The following is an 18,804-nucleotide window of genomic DNA, read 5'->3' as shown; positions in this document are numbered from 1 at the left end:
ACTTTGGCGAGGGCATCATGCGAGAAATTTCCTCTAGCATCGCGTTTGAAATCCGCACTGGCGAAACAGTTCCCCTAAAGGTAGCGCGCAGCACCAAGCTGGTCGTTCGCGGCGGTGCGGTGTGGGTCACGCGCAGCGACGATACGGAGGATTACTGGCTGCAACCCGGTCATACGCTGCGGTTGCGGCGCGGTGAACGGCTGTGGCTGAGCGCTGAGGGTAGCGGGCAAGCTAGAGTGGCGTTTTCAGTGCCCACACGCTGCGACGAGCGCGCGCTGAACTGGTTTGCGCGCATCGGCGAACGGTTGACGGCGCGTATGCGAGGCGGCTGGCGCACGGTTTGATGGTGCTGCCGCAGGCGCGCTGGTTTAGCCGGATGGCGCGCCGCGGCGGGACTCGGCGGCGCAGCCGGGCGACTGCATCTGACACTGCCGGCGTGGCCGTGTCAGGATCAGTTGGTACTTCGAGGCGCGGCCAGACGGCCAAGCAGTCAGGCGACAGCGACTTGACGCTGCGACCCCGCCACCTTCGGCGGGGATTCCCAGATTTCGGTAAACTGCGGGGATCATGTGCGCCACCCCGGTTTCCCCGACTCCCTTGCCCTCCACGACGCCGCTCACGTTGCGTTGGCGTGGCAGCGAACCCTACGAAGCCAGTTTCGAAGCCATGCGAACGTTCACCGACGAACGCACGGCCGACACCCCCGACGAAATCTGGCTGGTCGAACACCCACCCGTCTTCACGCTGGGCCAGGCGGGCAATCCCGCCCATCTGCTGGCCGCCGACAGCGGTATTCCTCTGGTCAAAGTCGATCGGGGCGGCCAGATCACGTATCACGGGCCCGGCCAGGTGGTGGCGTACCTGCTGCTCGATTTGCGCCGCCGCAAGTTGATGGTGCGCGAACTGGTCACGCGGATCGAGCAAGCCGTGATCGACACCCTTGCGGCGTATAATCTCGCCGGAGAACGAAAGGCTGGCGCCCCCGGTATCTACGTAGCGCCGGGGCCGGACGTCGGGCTGCACGCCGGCGCCAAGATTGCGGCGCTGGGTCTGAAGATCCGCAACGGCTGCAGTTATCACGGCGTGAGCCTGAACGTGAACATGGATTTGCAGCCGTTTCTGGCCATCAATCCATGTGGCTACGCGGGGCTCGAAACAGTCGATATGGCAACGCTTGGCGTGGCCGCCGGCTGGGACGATGTGGCCCGCACCTTTGCAGAACGCCTCACCGCAAACCTCGACGGCAGTCCCGCGGCCGTCGCCCAACCACAGGCCGGTGTGCTCACCGCCTGACTGGATCGAACGAATGACTGACGTTACCGCGAACCTCGCAGCTTCCCCCGCTCCTGACGCCGTGCCGGCTTCCGCCGCCGCATACGACGCCACCGCAAAGCAGAAGGCGCAAGCCAAGACCGCCCGTATTCCGATCAAGATCGTCCCGATCGAAAAGCTCAAGAAACCCGACTGGATCCGCGTCAAAGCGGCGACCGGCAATTCGCGTTTCTACGAAATCAAGCAGATTCTGCGCGAGCACAACCTGCATACGGTGTGTGAAGAAGCGAGTTGCCCGAATATCGGCGAATGCTTCGGCAAGGGCACGGCGACCTTCATGATCATGGGCGACAAGTGCACGCGCCGCTGCCCGTTCTGCGACGTCGGCCATGGCCGCCCGGATCCGCTCGATGTGGACGAACCGGGCAACCTCGCGCGCACCATTGCCGCGTTGAAGCTCAAGTACGTGGTGATCACCAGCGTCGACCGTGACGATTTGCGCGACGGCGGCGCGGCTCACTTCGTGGAATGTATCCGTCAGACGCGCGAGCTTTCGCCGGAGACGCGCATCGAAATTCTGACGCCGGACTTCCGTGGCCGTCTGGATCGCGCGATCGGCATTCTGAATGCCGCACCGCCCGATGTGATGAATCACAACCTCGAAACGGTGCCGCGTCTGTACAAGGAAGCGCGCCCGGGTTCGGACTACGCGCATTCGCTGAAGCTGCTGAAGGACTTCAAGGCGCTGCACCCTGATGTGGCCACCAAGTCCGGTTTGATGGTCGGCCTCGGCGAAACCGAAGAAGAGATTCTGCAGGTGATGCGCGACCTGCGTGAACACAATGTGGATATGCTGACGATCGGTCAGTATCTGCAACCGTCGGAACACCATCTGCCGGTGCGGTCTTACGTGCACCCGGACACGTTCAAGATGTACGAGGAAGAAGCGTACAAGATGGGTTTCACGCACGCAGCCGTGGGTGCAATGGTTCGCTCGAGCTACCACGCCGATTTGCAGGCGCATGGAGCCGGCGTGGTCTGAGCGTCTTAGCTGATAGCTGTCAGCTGTCAGTTTGAGAAAAAGCCTGCACGCGTTGCAGGCTTTCTTTTTTGGGTTGTCAGTTTTTGATTGCCGATGCAGCGCATTCTCACGCTTCTCTGCAAAGCATTACCGGTAGTAACGTGCGAGCAGCATGCAGATCGAGGCGATTATGCTACCGACAACTGAAAATGGAGCGGCCAGTTCGATCAGGCGATCGCGCACATCGCGATTTTCCATGACGTAGTCGATCAGATTGGGCATTTGAGTTCTCCCTGTTGGACGTGCTTAAAAGTATATCTCAGAGGTTTTCTAATTAGTTAGTTTAACGAATAATGAGATAGAGCGAATGAGGCGGCCACTGCCGCGGTCATGATCGTGGATGTCCACATCAACTTCCGCTCACGTGCCTCGTCGCCGTGACGATAGTCAGGATGTGGCGTCGAGTCAGCCGCGCCGAACGACACGAGGATAGATGCCACGACGAGAAAGAGAACATGCCAGAGCAATCCTGCCAACATGAAAGCCAGCCTGCTATTTGTCGATGCATCTCCCAGCGCGCCTCCGATTTCATAACACGCGCTGGCGCACATCGAGATGACGACCCAGAGAAGTTGTCCGTTCTGCACGGAACGCATCGCAATGCCGTTGGACGACTGCCGATAGAACCGCGAGAAGCTCAACAGAGGCAGCAGCGCAAAGGGCGCACACACCGGCACGCCGACGTTGAAAAGCAACCAGCTAAGGCGGCCAACGAAATCGATCATAGGAATGCGAAGTTTTAGCGACGCAAAGATGATCCCGTTGCCGCCGATACAAGGTCAATCTGCCGAACGGCCAACTTGCGCGCACATGCCACAATCCGCCATCATTCGCTGGAACCACCCGACTGCCCACCCCAGCAGTCGCCGCAAACCAACCGAACGTGGAAAGCAATGCTCAAACAGTCTGATTAGCAATCGCGGATTAATTAGAACCGGCCGCGAACAAACTGCCTATAGTCGAAAGCCTCCCGAACAACACCTGCTCAAGGGGCTTCCCGATGAACCGCATTCTCCGTCCGCTTGCCGCGTTCGCTACGCTGCTCGCATTGTCCGCGCCGTTTGTTTCCGTGGCGCACGCCGACACCAAAGAAGTCGTGATCGCGTATCAGGACATGGTGGTGCCCTGGCGTTACGCACAGGCCACCGGTGAAGTGGAGAAAGCCACCGGCTACAAGGTCACCTACCGCAAGCTGGGCAGCGGCGCCGACGTGATCCGCGCGCTGGCCTCCGGTTCGGTGCAACTCGGTGAAGCCGGCTCGAGCCCGATCGCGGCGGGCCTGTCGCAGGGCGTGGATATTTCGTTGTTCTGGGTTCTCGACAATATCAACGACGCCGAAGCGCTGGTCGCGCGCGATGGCTCCAATGTAACGAGCATCGCCGGCCTCAAAGGCAAGAAGATCGGCGTGCCGTTCGTATCGACGTCGCACTTTCACACGCTGGTTGCGTTGCAGAGCGCCGGCGTGAATCCGTCCGACGTCAAGATCGTCAACCTGCGCCCGCCTGAAGTCGCGGCGGCGTGGGAGCGTGGCGACATCGACGCGACGTATATCTGGGATCCCGTGCTCGCCAAGGTCAAGAAGAACGGCAAGGTGCTCATCACGTCGGGGCAGGTCGCGCAGCAAACCGGCAAGGCGACGTTCGACGGCTTCGTGGTCGATCGCAAGTTTGCCAGTCAGAACGCCGAGTTCGTCGCGCGCTTCGTGAAGGTGCTCGCCGCCACCGACGCGAGTTACCGCGACCACACGTCCGCATGGACGGCCGCGTCGCCGCAGGTCGAGGCGGTCGCCAGGGAGTCCGGCGCGAACGCGCAGGAAGTGCCGGCGAGCCTGGCGCTGTACGCGTTCCCGACGCCGGCCCAGCAGGCTTCGAATGCATGGCTCGGCGGCGGCGCGCAATCGGGCGCGGCGAAGTCGCTGGCCGCCACTGCGGCGTTTCTGAAGACGCAAGGCACGATCCAGAACGTGCTCACCGACTATTCGACCGGCGTCGATCCGCAGTTCGTGCAGCGTGCGGCGCATTGATCGTCGCGCACGGTCTCCCATTGGCATCATGAGGTCCGGCAATGAGCGGTCTTGAAATCCGGCGACTGCACGTCGCCTACGAAGGCGCGCGCGGCGCGGCGCCGCATGTCGCGCTCGCCGATGTCGATCTGCGCATCGAACCCGGCGAGTTCGTGGTCGCGCTGGGCGCGTCGGGCTGCGGCAAGACGACCTTGCTCAACTGCATTGCCGGCTTCATCCCGCCGACTGAAGGTGAAGTGAGATTAAACGGCGAACCCGTGCTCGGACCAGGCGCGGACCGCGGCGTCGTGTTTCAGAAGTACGCGTTGATGCCATGGCTCGATGTGCTCGACAACGTCGCGCTCGGCTTGCGCTTTCAGCGTGTGCCGAAAGCCGAGCGCGAGCGCATCGCGCTCGACATGCTGAAGCTTGTCGGACTCGACAAGCATGCGCGCTCGCGGGTCTATGCGTTGTCGGGCGGCATGCAGCAGCGCGTGGGCATTGCCCGCGCGCTCGCAAGCGATCCGCAAGTGCTGCTGATGGACGAACCGATGGGCGCGCTCGACGCCATGACGCGCGAGTCGATGCAGGAACTCGTGCTCGATGTCTGGGGCCGCACGCGCAAGACAGTGTTCTTCATCACGCACAGCGTTGAGGAAGCGCTCTTTCTCGCGACCCGTCTCGTCGTCATGACGCCGGGACCGGGCCGCATCGCGGATAGCTACGACCTGCCGTTCGCGCGGCGTTTTCTGCAGACACGCGATGCGCGGGCGGTGAAGTCGTCGGCGGATTTCATCGAATGGCGCGAGCAGCTGGTGCATCGGCTGCATGAGCGCAAGCAGGACGAGGTGCTGTCGTGACGGCTTCGCGCGAATCATTGGGTGACGTGCCGCTCGCGCAGACCAGCAAGCGCCCGCGGCAAACGGCGCGGCCCGTGCGCGGCTGGCGTTTGCCGGGCGAAGGTCCGACCGCGGCCCTGAGTGCGCTCTCGGTCACGACGCTCGCGGCATTGTGGTGGCTCGCCACGCATCTGCACTGGTTGCCGCCGCTATTCCTGCCGACGCCCGAAGCGGTATGGACCGCGTTTCTCGACGCGTGGCTCGGCCGCATTCAAGGCGGCTTGCCGCTCTCTGAACATCTGGCGTGGAGCGCGTTGCGCGTGTTCGGCGCGTTTGCGCTGGCCGCGCTCACGGCCGTGCCGGCCGGTATCCTGATGGGCGTGAGCCGGGTTGCGCGCGGCCTTCTCGATCCGCCGCTCGAGTTCTATCGACCGTTGCCGCCGCTCGCGTATCTGCCGCTGGTGGTGATCTGGTTCGGCATCGACGAAACGGCGAAGATCGTCGTGATCTATCTTGCCTGTTTCGCGCCGATTGCCATGGCCGCGCGCGCCGGTGTGCGCAGCGCGACCATCGAGCAGATTCATGCGGCGTATTCGCTCGGCGGCCGCTTCTCGCAGATCGTGCGGCACGTGGTTTTGCCCGCGGCGTTGCCGGAGAATCTCACCGGCCTGCGCATTGCAATCGGCTTCGGCTGGACCACGCTGGTCGCCGCGGAAATGGTCGCGGCCACTGCGGGTCTGGGTCAAATGGTGCTGAACGCGTCTAGCTTTCTACGTACCGACGTGGTCGTGATGGGTATTGTATTGATCGGGTTGATCGCTTGGCTGTTCGATCTGGGCATGCGCGCGCTCGAGCGGCGGCTCGTGCCGTGGAAGGGGCGCGTGTAAAGCGGCAGTGGCCGCACAAGTTCACACTCAAGCAAACAGCTCGATCACCGGCCAGCCGCGTTCCGCGGCTATGGCACGCAAACGCTCATCAGGATTGGTCGCGACCGGATTCGTGACGCGCTCCAGCAACGGCACGTCGTTGATCGAATCGCTATAGAACCAGCTCTGCGGGAAATCCTGCAGACGATGGCCGAGCGAGGCAAGCCAGCTCTCGGTGCGCGTGATCTTGCCTTCGCGGAAGGTGGGTGTGCCGACCGCCATCCCCGTGAAACGCGCCAACGGATCGCCGCCTTCGGTGCCGAGCTCGATTCCCAGCAGATGCTCGAAACCGAGCGCTTTGCCGATCGGCTCCGTGATGAACACATTCGTTGCGGTGACGATGCAGCACAGGTCGCCCGCATCGAGATGGCGTTGCACGAGCGCGCGCGCTGCCGGCAGGATGGCCGGCGCAATCACCTGCTGCATGAACTGCGCATGCCACGTGTCGAGCTGCTCGCGCGAGTGGCGGGCAAGCGGCGCCAGCGTGTAGTTGAGGTAAGCGGCCATGTCGAGCGTGCCGGCTACGTACTGCCGATAGTAATCGTCGATTTCCTGCGCGTGCCGCGCGGCGCCTTCTATCCCCAGTCCGGCGATGAAGTGGGCCCACGCCTGATCGCTATCCAGCGGTAGCAACGTGTGATCCAGGTCGAACAGCGCAAGGTTGCGGCTCATCCAGAGTTCTCGTGGTTAGGTGGTCGAGTGGCCGGACTCACCGCATGACTGACCATGAGCCGGCACACAGCAATCCACAGCTCTACCGAGCCTATATTTAAAAGCACAAAAATACAATAAGGCAAAAATGTGCAACACTACTGTCATACGCCCCGGGTGCCGGTTCGCGCGGCATGCGGTTCGGGTCATGGCAGCAGGACTGGATGCGCAGTGCCTTATGTTGATTCTCCTAAACCTCTTGGCCGGTGTGGCGCTCCTCGTGTGGGGGTCGCACATTGTGCGCACCGGCATCCTGCGAGTCCTGGGCGCCGATCTGCGCAGCGTGCTGGGGCGCAGCACCAGTAGCCGCTGGCGGGCTTTTCTTTCGGGCGTCGGCGTTACGAGTCTCGTGCAGAGCAGTAATGCCACCGCGGTGATCGTCACGTCGTTCGCGGCGCAGGGACTGCTGCCACTCACCAGCGGCCTCGCGATCATGCTCGGCGCAGACGTCGGCACCGCATTGATGGCGCGGATCCTCACGCTCGATCTGTCCTGGTTGTCGCCCATCCTGATTCTGCTCGGCGTGCCGCTCTTTCTGTCGCGCAAGCAAACCCGTCTCGGCCAGGTCGGCCGCACGTTGATCGGCCTCGGTTTGATTCTGCTGGCGCTGCGTCTGATCGTCGAAGCCGCGCAGCCGATGATGCAAGGCGCCGGCGTGCGCGTCATGTTCGGTGCATTGACCGGCGACACCATGCTCGACGCGCTGGTCGGCGCCGCATTCGCCATGCTGTCCTATTCGAGCCTTGCCGCCGTGTTGCTCACCGCAACGCTCGCCTCGTCCGGCGTGATTTCGCTGAAGGTCGCGCTGTGCCTCGTGATCGGCGCCAATCTCGGCAGCGGCCTGGTCGCGCTGCTGGGCACCGTCGCGCAAAACGCGGCCGCGCGGCGCCTTGCTTTGGGCAGCTTTGCGTTCAAACTGGCGGGCGCACTGCTGATCCTGCCGTTCACTTCGCTGCTCGCGCGCGGTCTGCCGGTGCTAATCGCGAACCCGCGTGAAGCGACGGTCGGCTTCCACCTGATCTACAACACGCTGCGTTGCTGCGCGTGCCTGTCGCTGATCGACCCGGTGGCGCGTATCTGCGAGCGCGTGTTGCCGAACCGGCCGGCGCCGGGCGGTGAACTGCGGCCGCTCCATCTGGATGCCGCCGCGCTGTCCACGCCGACGCTCGCGCTCGCGCATGCCTCACGCGAAGTGCTGCGCATCGGCGATATCGTGCGATCCATGCTCGACAATGTCGCGGATCTGATCCATCAAAACAATCTCGACAAAGCGCGCGAAACGGTCCGCATGGACGACGACGTGGACGAACTCTACGCCGCCGTCAAAAGCTATCTGACGCTGATCTCGCGCGAGCAGCTCGACGAAGCCGACAGCCGCCGCTGGACCGACATCATTTCATTGACGATCAATCTGGAGCATGCGGGCGACATCATCGAGCGGATCGTGGGGGACATCGAGGAAAAGAAGATCGCTCATCGCCTGTCGTTTTCGGAAGAAGGGCTGGGCGAGCTGGACGATTTGCAGGCGCGGCTCGTCAGCAATCTGCAGCTTGGGCTGTCGGTGTTTCTGAACAACGATCTGCGTTGCGCCGAGCGCCTGCTCGCGGAGAAGGAGCGCTTTCGCGATCTGGAGCGCGCGTATTCGTACCGGCATCTGGACCGGCTCGCCGGACAGACCTTGCGAAGCATCGAGACGAGTGCGCTGCATCTCGATCTGATCAGCGACATGAAGCGGCTCAATTCACTGTTCTGTTCGACCGCCTATCCGGTACTCGACGCAGCCGGCGCGTTGCACGACACGCGCTTGCGCAAGCGTTCGCTCGATACGATGCACGTGAAGGAATAACGCTCGAGCGTCCTGATCCAAGCCCTCACTTCTAAGCAAGCACGATCTCTTCGAGCTTCTTCTTCAGCGATGCAAAATCGGCGGCTTCGGCCGCTTTTTTATTGGTGACGAGCACGTCGATCCGATCGACCGGACAGTACGAGATGCGGCTGCGCTGGCCGATCTTGCTGTAGTCGGCGAGGATCACCACGCGGTCCGCGTTGGCGACCATGGCGCGCGCCACTTCGGTTTCAGCGTGATCGTAATTGGTCGCGCCATGCCGGTGATCGACGCCGACCGGCGACAGCAGCGCGAGGTCCGCGCGATAGCGCTGGATGTCGAGCACGGTGGTCGCGCCGGTGGTTGCCATGGCGCGGTCGCTGATCGAGCCGCCGAGCAGGATGACTTCGTTGGCGGCTTCGGTCTGATCGACCGCGCCGCGCATCTTGAGTGCAACATCGATCGAATTGGTGACGATGGTGAGGTTCGCCAGCTTCGCCAGTTCTTCGGCCAGCGCGGCGGTGGTGGTGCCGGCGTCGATGAAGAGCGTCTGGCCGCTCGCGATCAAACCCGTGGCCGCCTTCGCAATCGCCGTTTTGGATTTGACGCGCATGTGCGCGCGTTCGGCGATCGGCGCTTCGTCGGCGGGCTTGATCGCGCCGCCGTGCACGCGCCGCAATTCACCGAGTGCTTCGAGATCGAGCAGGTCGCGCCGCACGGTTTCGCGTGATACCCCGAGGTCCGCCATGATCCGTTCCGTGGACACGCGTTGCAGCGTGGACAGTAACGCGCGAATTCTCTGATGACGGTCTTCCTGCCACATTCATTTTTCCCTGGATGCGTACGCGTGTTGGTTCAGCTTGTATTTAACTGCGACATCGTGGTCACGAATGTGTGTCCGGACGATGTCAAGCCTACTACTTTAGTCGAACTGTGTTGTATTTTTTTGGCAGCTTGCAAGTTTGTGTATTTCAACTTAGCCTTCGCAGATCGAAGCGCGCAGCCTGTTTCGAACATCAAATGTTCGAAAAGGAATTGAAATGTCCGGTTTCGAGCATTTCGCGGCGTTTTTTGGCAATTTGACTGACCCGTGTCATCGCCATAATGGATCTCGCGGTTTGCCGTCCAGGCGATAGGTCGGTGACGTTTTCGCGCTGCGGGAGGACTGCACGCTTCGTCATCCTGACAATAACATTGCAACGCACGGTGCGATGGATGCATCGAGTGTATGCCCGGCTTTCGCGTCGCTTGCCTTGGCGCGATACTACACACGGGTTCGCGCCCGGAAGCAACCTGAGGCCGCGCGGGCCTCAGGTTGGCCGAGGCGGCGGTGACGGCCGGGAACGTGTCGAGAGCATAGTCAACCTGCTCTATCTGAAAGGTAACGAGACGTGGGAAACGGGATTAATCGCACCTTATCCGCAGACTGGCCTTATCCGCGCCTGGCCGCCCATCGCTGCGGCGGCACGCTGGCGCCGGAAAACACACTCGCGGGTTTCGACGCCTGCGTGCGGTACGGCTACCGCATGGTCGAATTCGACGCCAAGCTATCCGCCGACAACCAGCTCTTCCTGCTGCACGACGACACCCTCGAGCGCACCACCAACGGCCACGGGGCCGCCGCCGAGCACACATGGCAGCAGCTGGCGACGCTCGACGCCGGCTCATGGTACGGACCGCAATTCGCCGGCACACGGTTGCCGACGCTCGCCGAGGCGGCCGAGCGCTGCGCGCGCGACGGCATTGCCGCCAACATCGAAATCAAGCCGTGTCCGGGCCGCGACGAGATCACCGGCACTTTGGTGGCAAGCGGCGCGCAGACCTTGTGGCAAGGACAGAAGGCGCCGCCGCTGCTGTCGTCGTTTTCGTTCGAGGCGCTTGCCGCTGCGCGCGACGCCGCACCGTCCGTGCAGCGCGGCATGCTGTTCGACGAAATTCCTGACGACTGGCTGCGCATCGTGCGTGAACTGGACTGCGTGTCATTTCACGCGAACCAGCGCTATCTCACCGAGCGGCTGGTCGCGGAGGTTCACTGCGCCGGCCTGCGCGTGCTCGCCTACACCGTTAACGATCTGGCGCGCGCGCAACTGCTCGCGCAGTGGGGCGTCGACATGATTTGTACAGATCGCATCGATACACTGCAACACGACATGTTCCCGGCGCCGGCCAACCCGGCCTGAACATGGTGCGGGCGCGCAAGTGCATCCCTGCACGCGCGCGCTCTGAAGCTCGAACCAGAAATTTTCCAAACGTAGCAATTTCGGCAGAGGATGGGGAAAGACTATGAACCGCACCACGTTAGCTCGCTTACTTTCGATGTCGGCCGTTGCGGGTGTCGCCGCCGCCGGCGTCAGCAGCAGCGTTTCGGCCGCGCCGCTCGACGCACTGATCGCCGCCGCCAAGCAGGAAGGCCAACTCACCGTGATCGCGCTGCCGCACGACTGGTGTAACTACGGCGAACTGGTGGCCGGCTTCCAGAAGAAATACGGCATCAAGATCAACGAACTGAATCCGGACGCGGGTTCGGGCGACGAAGTCGAAGCCATCAAGGCGAACAAGGGCAATAAGGGCCCGCAGGCGCCCGACGTGATCGACGTGGGTCTGTCGTTCGGTCCGTCGGCGAAGGCCGAAGGATTGCTGCAGCCGTACAAGGTCGCCACCTGGAACTCGATCCCGAAAGAGTCGAAGGATGCCGACGGCTATTGGTATGGCGATTACTACGGCGTGCTAGCGTTCGAAGTCAACGCCGACATGATCGACAAGGCGCCGTCCGACTGGAGCGATCTGCTCAAGCCCGATTACAAGAACGCCGTCTCGCTGGCGGGCGACCCGCGCTCGGCCAATCAGGCGATCCAGGCCGTCTACGCCGCCGGTCTGTCGCAAAGCAAGGGCGACGCGAGCAAGGCTGGACAGGCCGGCCTGACGTATTTCGCCAACCTCAACAAGAGCGGCAACTTCGTGCCGGTGATCGGCAAGGCAGCGTCGCTCGCGCAAGGCACCACGCCGATCGTCGTGCGTTGGGACTACAACGCTTTGGCCGACCGCGACACGCTGAAGGGCAACCCGAAGGTGAATGTGGTGATTCCGAAAACGGGTGTGGTCGCCGGCGTGTACGTTCAGGCGATCAGCGCTTACGCGCCGCATCCGAACGCAGCCAAGCTGTGGATGGAATACCTGTACTCCGACGAAGGCCAGATCGGCTGGCTGAAGGGCTATTGCCACCCGATGCGCTACAACGAGCTGGTGACCGGCAAGAAAGTGCCGCAAGCGCTGCTCGACAAGCTGCCGCCGCCGTCGGCTTACAAGAACGTGGTGTTCCCGACGCTCTCGCAACAGGACGCGTACAAGGAGACAATCACGAAGCACTGGGACGAAGCGGTCGGCGCGAACGTCAAGTAAGGCGCGGTGTGCGGGTCGCGGCGGCAGCAAAGCAAGCGCGCCGCGACAACACAACCGTAGCGTGAAGTTTTGCCGCCCCGGCGCGCCGCCGCTCGTGATGAGCGCAGCGCGCCGGATGCGTTTGCCAGATTGCCCAAGGGTGAGCTATGAGCGCTTCATCGGATGCCGGGTCGGTGCAGCCGGAATTGCTGGTTCCGCCTGTGCCTACTCCAACGCCTCGCGTCGACGGTCCGGGTCGCGCGTCGCAGTTACTCGCCTGGATCGGCGTGGTGCCGTTCTTTACGTTCGCGCTGCTGTTCCTGATTCTGCCGACCGGCTTCCTGATGGTCGGCGCCTTCCAGGACCCGCAAGGCCACTTCACGCTCGTCAATTTCCGCGACCTGCTCCAGCCAACCGTCATGGACGCGTACTGGATCAGCTTCAAGGTGAGCGCGGCGTCTTCGCTCGGCGGCGCGGTGATCGGCTCGCTGCTCGCATGGGCGGCGGTGCAGGGCAAACTGCCCGGCTGGATTCGTCCGACCTTGATGACGTTTTCGGGCGTCGCGTCGAACTTTGCCGGCGTGCCGCTCGCGTTCGCTTTCATCTGCACGCTGGGGCGCGTCGGGCTCGTCACCGTGCTGCTGAAAAAATACCTGGGCTTCAATCTTTACTCGACCGGCTTTAGCGTCCTGAGCTTTTCCGGCTTGACGCTGACCTATCTGTATTTCCAGATTCCCTTGATGGTGCTGATCGTCACCCCGGCGCTCGACGGTCTGAAGCGCGAATGGCGCGAGGCCTGCGACTGCCTCGGCGGCACCGCATATCAATACTGGCGCTACGTCGCGCTGCCGGTGTTGTGGCCGAGCGTGCTCGGCGCCGCGCTGCTGCTGTTCGCCAATTCGTTCGGCGCGGTTGCCACGGCCTACGCGCTGACCGGCAGTTCGCTGAACATCGTCACGATCCTGTTGTACGCGCAGATTCGCGGCGACGTGATGCACAACCAGAACCTCGGCTATGCGCTCGCGCTCGGCATGGTGCTCGTTACCGGGCTCTCGAACGGCGGCTACATCTGGCTGCGCTCGCGCGCCGAAAGGGGGCGTCGATGAAAAGCCAATCGCGCGTGGGTGCGTGGACCGCGATGATCGTCGGTTCGCTGTACTTCCTCATTCCGTTGATCGCGACGTTCGAGTTCAGCCTGCGCATGAAGCGCGGCACGTATAGTTTCGAAGCGTACAGCGTGGTGCTCGGCGACCCGCGCTTTCAGGCCTCGTTCGGCTATTCGATCCTGATGGCGCTGCTGACGATCGTCGTCGGCGTGCTGCTGGTGGTGCCGACCGCGTACTGGGTGCAACTGCGTTTGCCGAAGCTGCGGCCGCTGGTCGAATTCATCACGCTGCTGCCGCTGGTGGTGCCCGCCATCGTGATCGTGTTCGGTTATCTGCGCATCTATAACAGCAGTTCGATTCTGCCGCTCACCGGCAACGAGCGCGCCACCGACCTGCTGCTGGTATTCGGCTACGTGACGCTCTCGCTGCCGTACATGTACCGCGCCGTCGATGCCGGTCTGCGTGCGGTCGACGTGCGCTCGCTCACCGAAGCCGCCGAGTGTCTCGGCGCGAACTGGCCGACGATTCTGTTCAAGGTGATCTTCCCGAATATCCGCTCGGGCATTCTGTCCGGCGCGTTTCTCACCTTCGCGGTGGTGATCGGCGAGTTCACGCTGGCGAGTCTGCTCGACCGTCCGGCGTTCGGTCCGTATCTGCAGTTGATCGGCGCGAACCGCGCGTACGAACCGTCGGCGCTCGCGATCATCGCGTTCGTGATCACGTGGGCGTCGATGGGGCTGATTCAGGTATTCGGCTCGGCCCGCGCGATGAGCGGCCAGAAAGTGTGAGCGATGAGTTTGACCAACGAGTTTGATCCAACGAGTTTGACGGACTGAGGCAGCGAATCATGGCATTCCTTGAGATCGAAAATCTGCATAAGTCCTTCGGGGCGAACATCGCGCTGCATCACTTCGACATGAAGATCGAACGCGGCGAGTTCATTACGTTCCTCGGGCCCTCCGGCTGCGGCAAGACGACGGTGCTGCGCATGATCGCCGGCTTCGAAACACCGACGCGCGGCATCATCCGGCTCGACAATAAGGACGTCACCCACCTTCGCACGCGGCAACGCAAGGTCGGCATGGTGTTCCAGTCGTATGCGCTGTTTCCGAACATGACGGTGGCCGAGAACATCGGCTTCGGGCTGAAGATCACGCATCGGCCGCAGGCGGAGATCAACAGCCGCGTCGAAGAGATGCTGCAACTGATCAAGCTGCCGCATCTGGGCGGGCGCTATCCGTGGCAATTGTCGGGCGGCCAGCAGCAGCGCGTGGCGCTTGCGCGCGCGCTCGCCGGCAAGCCGCAGGTGCTGTTGCTCGACGAACCGCTCTCCGCGCTCGACGCCAAGATCCGCATCTCGTTGCGCCAGGACATTCGCGCGCTGCAGCGCGAACTCGGCATCACGTCGATTTTCGTCACGCACGATCAGGAAGAGGCGCTGTCGATTTCCGACCGCATCGTCGTGATGAACGAGGGCCGCGTCGAACAGATCGGCTCGCCCTCGGAGATCTACAACTTTCCGCGCACACGCTTCGTCGCGTCGTTCGTCGGCACGCTGAATATTCTGGCCGGGCATGTGGTCGATCCGGCGACCGGCAGGATGGTGGTGGACGGCCAGGAGCTGACCACGACACAAGAATTGCCGTCGGACGATGCGGGCAAGAAGCGCCTGCTCGCGCTGCGGCCCGAAGCGATCGTGCTGGAGCCGGCCGCGCCCGGCCGCAACACGCTGAACGCCACCGTCGAAGAAGTAAATTTTCTCGGCGCGGTGGTGCGCATCAGAACCCGCGTGAAAGACGCCGTGATTTCGCTCGACGTGTTCAACGATCCGAATCGCGGTTTGCCCGAACGCGGGCAGCCGGTGTCGCTCGGTTTCTCGCACGAGAATCTGCTGGTGCTGGAAGAGGGCAGCGTTTAGAGGTCGTAAGCTGGAAGGCGCGCTTGCCGCCTCGCCAGGCACGCCGTAGAAAGCCCTACGGGTTATCCCGAGGCCGCCGTCCCAATGGATTCCGGATTCCCCGACAGGCTTTGTCCGGATTTCCAGAATCCCGGACGGCGTGTAGGCTGGATCGCCAGAAAACCTATAAGAATCAAGGCCTCGATCCAGACATCGAGCTGGCATCGACCTTGCAAAATAGAGTGCGCGGCCGCAACGGTCCGACAACTACAGCAAGGAGACAACGATGTCCGATTTCCCTTCCCGGTATTTCTGAATTCGTCCCTTGTCGCGGCCTAATGCCGTGCACAGGCGTGACGACTATTCGTTCGCATGATGCGCAGCGTGGCAGGCCATTGAGCTCATCCACATCGCAGGAACCATCGTGAAGAAACCTATCCATAAAGTGCTGTACGTCCAGGTGATCGTGGCGATCATCATCGGCATCGCGCTCGGGCATTTCTACCCGAATCTCGCCGTCGACATGAAGCCGCTCGGCGACGGCTTCATCAAGCTGATCAAAATGGTGATCGGGCCGATCATCTTCTGTACGGTGGTGACGGGTATCGCCGGAATGGAGGACATGAAGAAGGTCGGGCGCGTAGGCGGCAAGGCGCTGCTGTACTTTGAAATCGTCTCGACCTTTGCGCTGGTGCTCGGCCTGATCGCCACGCACGTGCTGAAACCGGGCGTCGGCTTCAACATCGATCCGGCCACGCTCGACGGCAAGGCCGTCGCCTCGTACGCCGCGAAAGCGCACGGGCAGACCACGGTCGACTTCCTGATGCACCTGATCCCGGACACGCTCGTGTCGGCGTTTGCGCAGGGTGAAATCCTGCAGATTCTGCTGATCGCGCTGCTGTTCGGCGCGGTGCTCGCCACGGCTGGTGAAAAAGGCAAGGTTGTGACGAGCTTTATCGACGGGCTCTCGCATGTCCTGTTCGGCATTGTGCGGATCATCACGAAGCTGGCGCCGATCGGCGCGTTCGGCGCGATGGCCTTCACGATCGGCAAGTATGGTATCGGCTCGCTCCTGCCGATGCTCAAACTGATCGGCACGTTCTATCTGACCTCGATCGTGTTCGTGGTGGTCGTGCTCGGCATCATCGCGCGCGCGGTGGGTTTCAACATCCTGCGCTTCGTGGCGTACATCAAGGAAGAGATGCTGATCGTGCTCGGCACGAGCTCGTCGGAAGCCGCGCTGCCGCAGCTGATGCTGAAGCTCGAAAAGCTCGGCTGCTCGCGCTCGGTGGTGGGCCTCGTGGTGCCGACCGGTTACTCGTTCAATCTCGACGGCACCAACATCTACATGACGATGGCCGTGCTGTTCATCGCGCAAGCCACCAACACGGACTTGACGTGGACGCAGCAGCTCACGCTGCTGGCGGTGACGATGCTGACCTCGAAGGGTGCGAGCGGTGTGACCGGCGCGGGCTTCATCACGCTGGCGGCGACGCTCGCCGTGGTGCCGACCATTCCGCTCTCGGGCATGGTGCTGATTCTCGGTATCGACCGCTTCATGAGCGAATGCCGCGCGCTGACGAACATCGTCGGCAACGGCGTGGCGACGGTGGTGGTGTCGGCATGGGAAAAGGAACTGGACCGCAACAAGCTGAACGCGGCGTTGCGTGGCGATGTGCCGATCAAAGAGCCGGCCGGCGTTTGAGCCGCGCAATCGGCTGCCATCTTTAACGCATTACGCTCACGGCCGCGGACACCAGCCCATGAAACCGGTGGCCGCGCGCCCAACCCTCACGTCGTCGGCCGACGAAGCTGACGCCGACGACGCATCGCCTTATGCCACAATAAACGATCCTCACCGATCGGATATTGCCAACGTGACGCGACGCCTGCTGATCCTCTTCGCGCTCGTCGCCGGGCTCGTGGTGGCGTGCGGACTCACTTACAGCATCGCGTGGCAAAGCGGCATCGACCATTTGCGGCGCAACGCCGCAGTGCGCGTCGATCGTACGACCAGCGCGCTGAAGAGCACGCTCGAGCGCTACGAATCGCTGCCTTATCTGCTGGCGGAACATCCCATTGTGCAGGACGCGCTGGTCGATCCCACGCCCGCCAATGTGCAACGCGCCAACTTGTATCTCGATGACCTGAACCGCCACGCGCGCGCGACGGTCACCTACATCATTCCGCTCGACGGCTTTTGCGTCGCCGCGAGCAACTGGCGCGGACCGGGCAGCTTCATCGGCGGGGGCTATCTGTTCCGGCCGTATTTCGTCGACGCGGTCAAAGGCGGCGTGGGCCGTTTCTTCGGCATCGGCACGATTTCACAGGCGCCGGGCTACTACATCTCGCAGCCGGTGCGGCGCGAGGGCAAGATCGTCGGCGTGGCGGTGGTCAAGCTCGATCTCGAATGGTTCCAGGGCGTGGACGCGTCCGAGCCGCTCGTCGTCACCGACGACCACGGCGTGATCTTTCTGTCGTCGCTGCCGGCCTGGAAGTACCACACGATCCGGCCGCTGTCGGGGCCGGTCGCCGATTCGATCTATCAGGCGCGCCAATACGCACAGCAGCCGATCGCGCCGTTGCCGGTGTCGATCGAACGCACGCTCGAAGGCAACGCGCAGATCGTGCGCATCGGCGGAGGCCGCTATGCGCCGCGTTATCTGGCGTCGCGGCGCGGCATGGGCGAGCCGGACTGGCATCTGATCACCATGTCGCCCGTCGATCCGGTCGACGCCGATGCGCGCAAGGCGACCATCGTCACGGGCTTCGGTTATGTGTCGCTCGTGTTGCTCGCGTTCTACTGGAGAATGCGCCGGGCTCGCGTGCGCGAAGTGATGCGCAGCCGCGCGCTGCTGCAAAAAGCCTACGCCGAACTGAACCGGCGGGTCGCCGAGCGCACCGCGGATCTCTCGCAGGCGAACGAGCAGTTGCAGAAGGAAGTGGCCGAACGCACGCGCGCCGAGCAGGAGTTGCGCGCCGCGCACGACGAGCTGATCCAGGCGAGCAAGCTCGCCGCGCTCGGTCAGATGGCCGCCGGTATCACGCATGAGTTGAATCAGCCGCTCGCCGCGTTGCGCGGTTTCTCGGACAACACGCGCGTGCTCTTGGAACGCGGCGACCAGGCGTCGGCGCGCGAGAATCTCGAAGCGATCGCCGCGCTTACCGAGCGCATGGGAAAGATCACCAATCAGTTGAAACTGTTCGTGGGACGCGCGCGGCCACGCAACGCGCGGGCGCCGATCGTGCGGGCGTTGCGCAACGTCATTGCGCTATTGCAAAAGCGCTTGCAGGGCGTCGAGGTCGACATCACTTTGCTCGATGCGGACAGCGGCACGCGCACGCCGCTCAGTCTCGCCGACGACCATCCCGAACTAGTCGCGCACTGCGACGATCTGCGGCTCGAACAGGTGTTGATCAACCTGCTCGGCAACGCGCTCGATGCGACCGCCGACTTGCATCCGCCGCGCATTTCGATCGAGATCGAAGTCGCCGATGCGAACCTGTCGTTCGCCGTGAGCGACAACGGTCCCGGCATTGCCGACGACGTCCTGCCGCGTTTGTTCGAGCCGTTCTTCACCACCAAGGAAATGGGCCAGGGGCTGGGGCTGGGGCTCGCGATATCGTCGTCGATCGCGCGCGATTGCGGCGGCTCGCTGGTGGCGCGCAACGCGCCGGGCGGCGGAGCATTATTCGTGTTGACGCTGCGCCGCGCGCGCGTGCAGACGAGCCACACAACGGACCCGCTCACCACGGGCTCCTGAATC

The 18,804-nt window shown here is 62.9% G+C and carries 18 protein-coding genes; 14 read left to right on the top strand and 4 right to left on the bottom strand.

The features are described from left to right. Positions 1 to 17 precede the first annotated feature (17 nt). From ACFSNN_RS14325 to lipA, 3 genes are all read left to right on the top strand, one after another. Positions 18 to 344, top strand: a complete 327-nt coding sequence (locus ACFSNN_RS14325; protein WP_134457247.1) for a DUF2917 domain-containing protein — start codon at positions 18 to 20, stop codon at positions 342 to 344. A gap of 223 nt (positions 345 to 567) precedes the next feature. Then, on the top strand, positions 568 to 1,293 hold the full coding sequence (gene lipB, locus ACFSNN_RS14320) for a lipoyl(octanoyl) transferase LipB (RefSeq protein ID WP_134457246.1): 726 nt from the start codon (positions 568 to 570) through the stop codon (positions 1,291 to 1,293). A gap of 13 nt (positions 1,294 to 1,306) precedes the next feature. Then, positions 1,307 to 2,314 carry a lipoyl synthase gene (gene lipA / locus ACFSNN_RS14315; RefSeq protein ID WP_012431571.1) on the top strand — a complete coding sequence of 336 codons (1,008 nt, stop codon included), beginning with the start codon at positions 1,307 to 1,309 and terminating at the stop codon, positions 2,312 to 2,314. Positions 2,315 to 2,440: 126 nt separating this feature from the next. Here the strand turns inward: lipA and ACFSNN_RS14310 are convergent, their stop codons facing one another. Both ACFSNN_RS14310 and ACFSNN_RS14305 read right to left on the bottom strand, forming a co-directional pair. Further along, positions 2,441 to 2,575, bottom strand: a complete 135-nt coding sequence (locus ACFSNN_RS14310) for a hypothetical protein (RefSeq protein WP_279631125.1) — start codon at positions 2,573 to 2,575, stop codon at positions 2,441 to 2,443. Between the two features lie 56 nt (positions 2,576 to 2,631). Further along, positions 2,632 to 3,078, bottom strand: coding sequence for a hypothetical protein (locus ACFSNN_RS14305; protein ID WP_134457245.1), 447 nt, complete (start codon positions 3,076 to 3,078; stop codon positions 2,632 to 2,634). A gap of 275 nt (positions 3,079 to 3,353) precedes the next feature. Here ACFSNN_RS14305 and tauA point away from each other — a divergent pair, with 275 nt between their 5' ends. From tauA to ACFSNN_RS14290, 3 genes are read left to right on the top strand one after another with little or no spacing between them, the layout of a single operon-like run. Continuing rightward, positions 3,354 to 4,376 carry a taurine ABC transporter substrate-binding protein gene (tauA, locus tag ACFSNN_RS14300; protein WP_134457244.1) on the top strand — a complete coding sequence of 341 codons (1,023 nt, stop codon included), beginning with the start codon at positions 3,354 to 3,356 and terminating at the stop codon, positions 4,374 to 4,376. Positions 4,377 to 4,417: 41 nt separating this feature from the next. After that, positions 4,418 to 5,215, top strand: coding sequence for a taurine ABC transporter ATP-binding protein (locus tag ACFSNN_RS14295; protein ID WP_134457243.1), 798 nt, complete (start codon positions 4,418 to 4,420; stop codon positions 5,213 to 5,215). Next, a complete protein-coding gene (locus ACFSNN_RS14290; RefSeq protein WP_134457242.1) occupies positions 5,212 to 6,081 on the top strand; it encodes an ABC transporter permease subunit in 870 nt (289 codons plus the stop codon). The genes ACFSNN_RS14295 and ACFSNN_RS14290 overlap by 4 nt, the downstream gene beginning before the upstream one ends. A 27-nt stretch (positions 6,082 to 6,108) precedes the next feature. Here the strand turns inward: ACFSNN_RS14290 and ACFSNN_RS14285 are convergent, their stop codons facing one another. Next, complete coding sequence (locus tag ACFSNN_RS14285) at positions 6,109 to 6,792, bottom strand: histidinol-phosphatase (protein WP_134457241.1); 684 nt, start codon at positions 6,790 to 6,792, stop codon at positions 6,109 to 6,111. Between the two features lie 217 nt (positions 6,793 to 7,009). Between ACFSNN_RS14285 and ACFSNN_RS14280 the strand changes: the two genes are divergently transcribed. Continuing rightward, the gene (locus tag ACFSNN_RS14280) at positions 7,010 to 8,677 is read left to right on the top strand and encodes a Na/Pi cotransporter family protein (protein ID WP_134457240.1); all 1,668 of its coding nucleotides are present in this window, start codon (positions 7,010 to 7,012) and stop codon (positions 8,675 to 8,677) included. A 31-nt stretch (positions 8,678 to 8,708) separates the two neighbouring features. On the opposite strand, the gene ACFSNN_RS14275 is transcribed toward ACFSNN_RS14280, so the two are convergent. Next, positions 8,709 to 9,479 (bottom strand): DeoR/GlpR family DNA-binding transcription regulator, encoded by a 771-nt coding sequence (locus tag ACFSNN_RS14275; RefSeq protein ID WP_012431579.1) that lies wholly within the window; start codon positions 9,477 to 9,479, stop codon positions 8,709 to 8,711. Positions 9,480 to 10,047: 568 nt separating this feature from the next. On the opposite strand from ACFSNN_RS14275, the gene ugpQ reads away from it, so the two are divergent. The 7 genes from ugpQ to ACFSNN_RS14240 all read left to right on the top strand — a co-directional run bounded on the left by ugpQ (position 10,048) and on the right by ACFSNN_RS14240 (position 18,801). Continuing rightward, positions 10,048 to 10,836 carry a glycerophosphodiester phosphodiesterase gene (ugpQ, locus tag ACFSNN_RS14270; RefSeq protein ID WP_134457239.1) on the top strand — a complete coding sequence of 263 codons (789 nt, stop codon included), beginning with the start codon at positions 10,048 to 10,050 and terminating at the stop codon, positions 10,834 to 10,836. A 103-nt stretch (positions 10,837 to 10,939) separates the two neighbouring features. After that, positions 10,940 to 12,055: an ABC transporter substrate-binding protein gene (locus tag ACFSNN_RS14265; protein ID WP_134457238.1), complete on the top strand. Its 1,116-nt coding sequence runs from the start codon at positions 10,940 to 10,942 to the stop codon at positions 12,053 to 12,055. A gap of 146 nt (positions 12,056 to 12,201) precedes the next feature. Continuing rightward, positions 12,202 to 13,140 (top strand): ABC transporter permease, encoded by a 939-nt coding sequence (locus tag ACFSNN_RS14260; protein ID WP_134457237.1) that lies wholly within the window; start codon positions 12,202 to 12,204, stop codon positions 13,138 to 13,140. Continuing rightward, positions 13,137 to 13,928, top strand: a complete 792-nt coding sequence (locus tag ACFSNN_RS14255) for an ABC transporter permease (protein ID WP_095417604.1) — start codon at positions 13,137 to 13,139, stop codon at positions 13,926 to 13,928. The genes ACFSNN_RS14260 and ACFSNN_RS14255 overlap by 4 nt, the downstream gene beginning before the upstream one ends. A 59-nt stretch (positions 13,929 to 13,987) precedes the next feature. Then, positions 13,988 to 15,058: an ABC transporter ATP-binding protein gene (locus ACFSNN_RS14250; protein WP_116143105.1), complete on the top strand. Its 1,071-nt coding sequence runs from the start codon at positions 13,988 to 13,990 to the stop codon at positions 15,056 to 15,058. A 403-nt stretch (positions 15,059 to 15,461) separates the two neighbouring features. Then, the gene (locus ACFSNN_RS14245; RefSeq protein WP_012431585.1) at positions 15,462 to 16,742 is read left to right on the top strand and encodes a dicarboxylate/amino acid:cation symporter; all 1,281 of its coding nucleotides are present in this window, start codon (positions 15,462 to 15,464) and stop codon (positions 16,740 to 16,742) included. Between the two features lie 58 nt (positions 16,743 to 16,800). Continuing rightward, the gene (locus tag ACFSNN_RS14240; RefSeq protein ID WP_134457236.1) at positions 16,801 to 18,801 is read left to right on the top strand and encodes a sensor histidine kinase; all 2,001 of its coding nucleotides are present in this window, start codon (positions 16,801 to 16,803) and stop codon (positions 18,799 to 18,801) included. Positions 18,802 to 18,804 lie beyond the last annotated feature (3 nt).

This window comes from Paraburkholderia dipogonis (genome assembly GCF_042680985.1).
Lineage (GTDB): Bacteria > Pseudomonadota > Gammaproteobacteria > Burkholderiales > Burkholderiaceae > Paraburkholderia > Paraburkholderia phytofirmans.
This window is presented reverse-complemented; position numbering and strand designations above follow the sequence as displayed.

Bases quoted from the DNA above. Each gene is read 5' to 3' on its own strand.
- ACFSNN_RS14240 (WP_134457236.1), top strand. From the start codon at position 16,801: ATGAAACCGGTGGCCGCGCGCCCAACCCTCACGTCGTCGGCCGACGAA.
- ACFSNN_RS14250 (WP_116143105.1), top strand. From the start codon at position 13,988: ATGGCATTCCTTGAGATCGAAAATCTGCATAAGTCCTTCGGGGCGAAC.
- ACFSNN_RS14310 (WP_279631125.1), bottom strand. From the start codon at position 2,575: ATGCCCAATCTGATCGACTACGTCATGGAAAATCGCGATGTGCGCGAT.
- ACFSNN_RS14280 (WP_134457240.1), top strand. From the start codon at position 7,010: ATGTTGATTCTCCTAAACCTCTTGGCCGGTGTGGCGCTCCTCGTGTGG.
- ACFSNN_RS14285 (WP_134457241.1), bottom strand. From the start codon at position 6,792: ATGAGCCGCAACCTTGCGCTGTTCGACCTGGATCACACGTTGCTACCG.
- ACFSNN_RS14325 (WP_134457247.1), top strand. From the start codon at position 18: ATGCGAGAAATTTCCTCTAGCATCGCGTTTGAAATCCGCACTGGCGAA.
- ACFSNN_RS14275 (WP_012431579.1), bottom strand. From the start codon at position 9,479: ATGTGGCAGGAAGACCGTCATCAGAGAATTCGCGCGTTACTGTCCACG.
- lipA (WP_012431571.1), top strand. From the start codon at position 1,307: ATGACTGACGTTACCGCGAACCTCGCAGCTTCCCCCGCTCCTGACGCC.
- tauA (WP_134457244.1), top strand. From the start codon at position 3,354: ATGAACCGCATTCTCCGTCCGCTTGCCGCGTTCGCTACGCTGCTCGCA.
- ACFSNN_RS14295 (WP_134457243.1), top strand. From the start codon at position 4,418: ATGAGCGGTCTTGAAATCCGGCGACTGCACGTCGCCTACGAAGGCGCG.
- ACFSNN_RS14265 (WP_134457238.1), top strand. From the start codon at position 10,940: ATGAACCGCACCACGTTAGCTCGCTTACTTTCGATGTCGGCCGTTGCG.
- ACFSNN_RS14255 (WP_095417604.1), top strand. From the start codon at position 13,137: ATGAAAAGCCAATCGCGCGTGGGTGCGTGGACCGCGATGATCGTCGGT.
- ACFSNN_RS14260 (WP_134457237.1), top strand. From the start codon at position 12,202: ATGAGCGCTTCATCGGATGCCGGGTCGGTGCAGCCGGAATTGCTGGTT.
- ACFSNN_RS14305 (WP_134457245.1), bottom strand. From the start codon at position 3,078: ATGATCGATTTCGTTGGCCGCCTTAGCTGGTTGCTTTTCAACGTCGGC.
- lipB (WP_134457246.1), top strand. From the start codon at position 568: ATGTGCGCCACCCCGGTTTCCCCGACTCCCTTGCCCTCCACGACGCCG.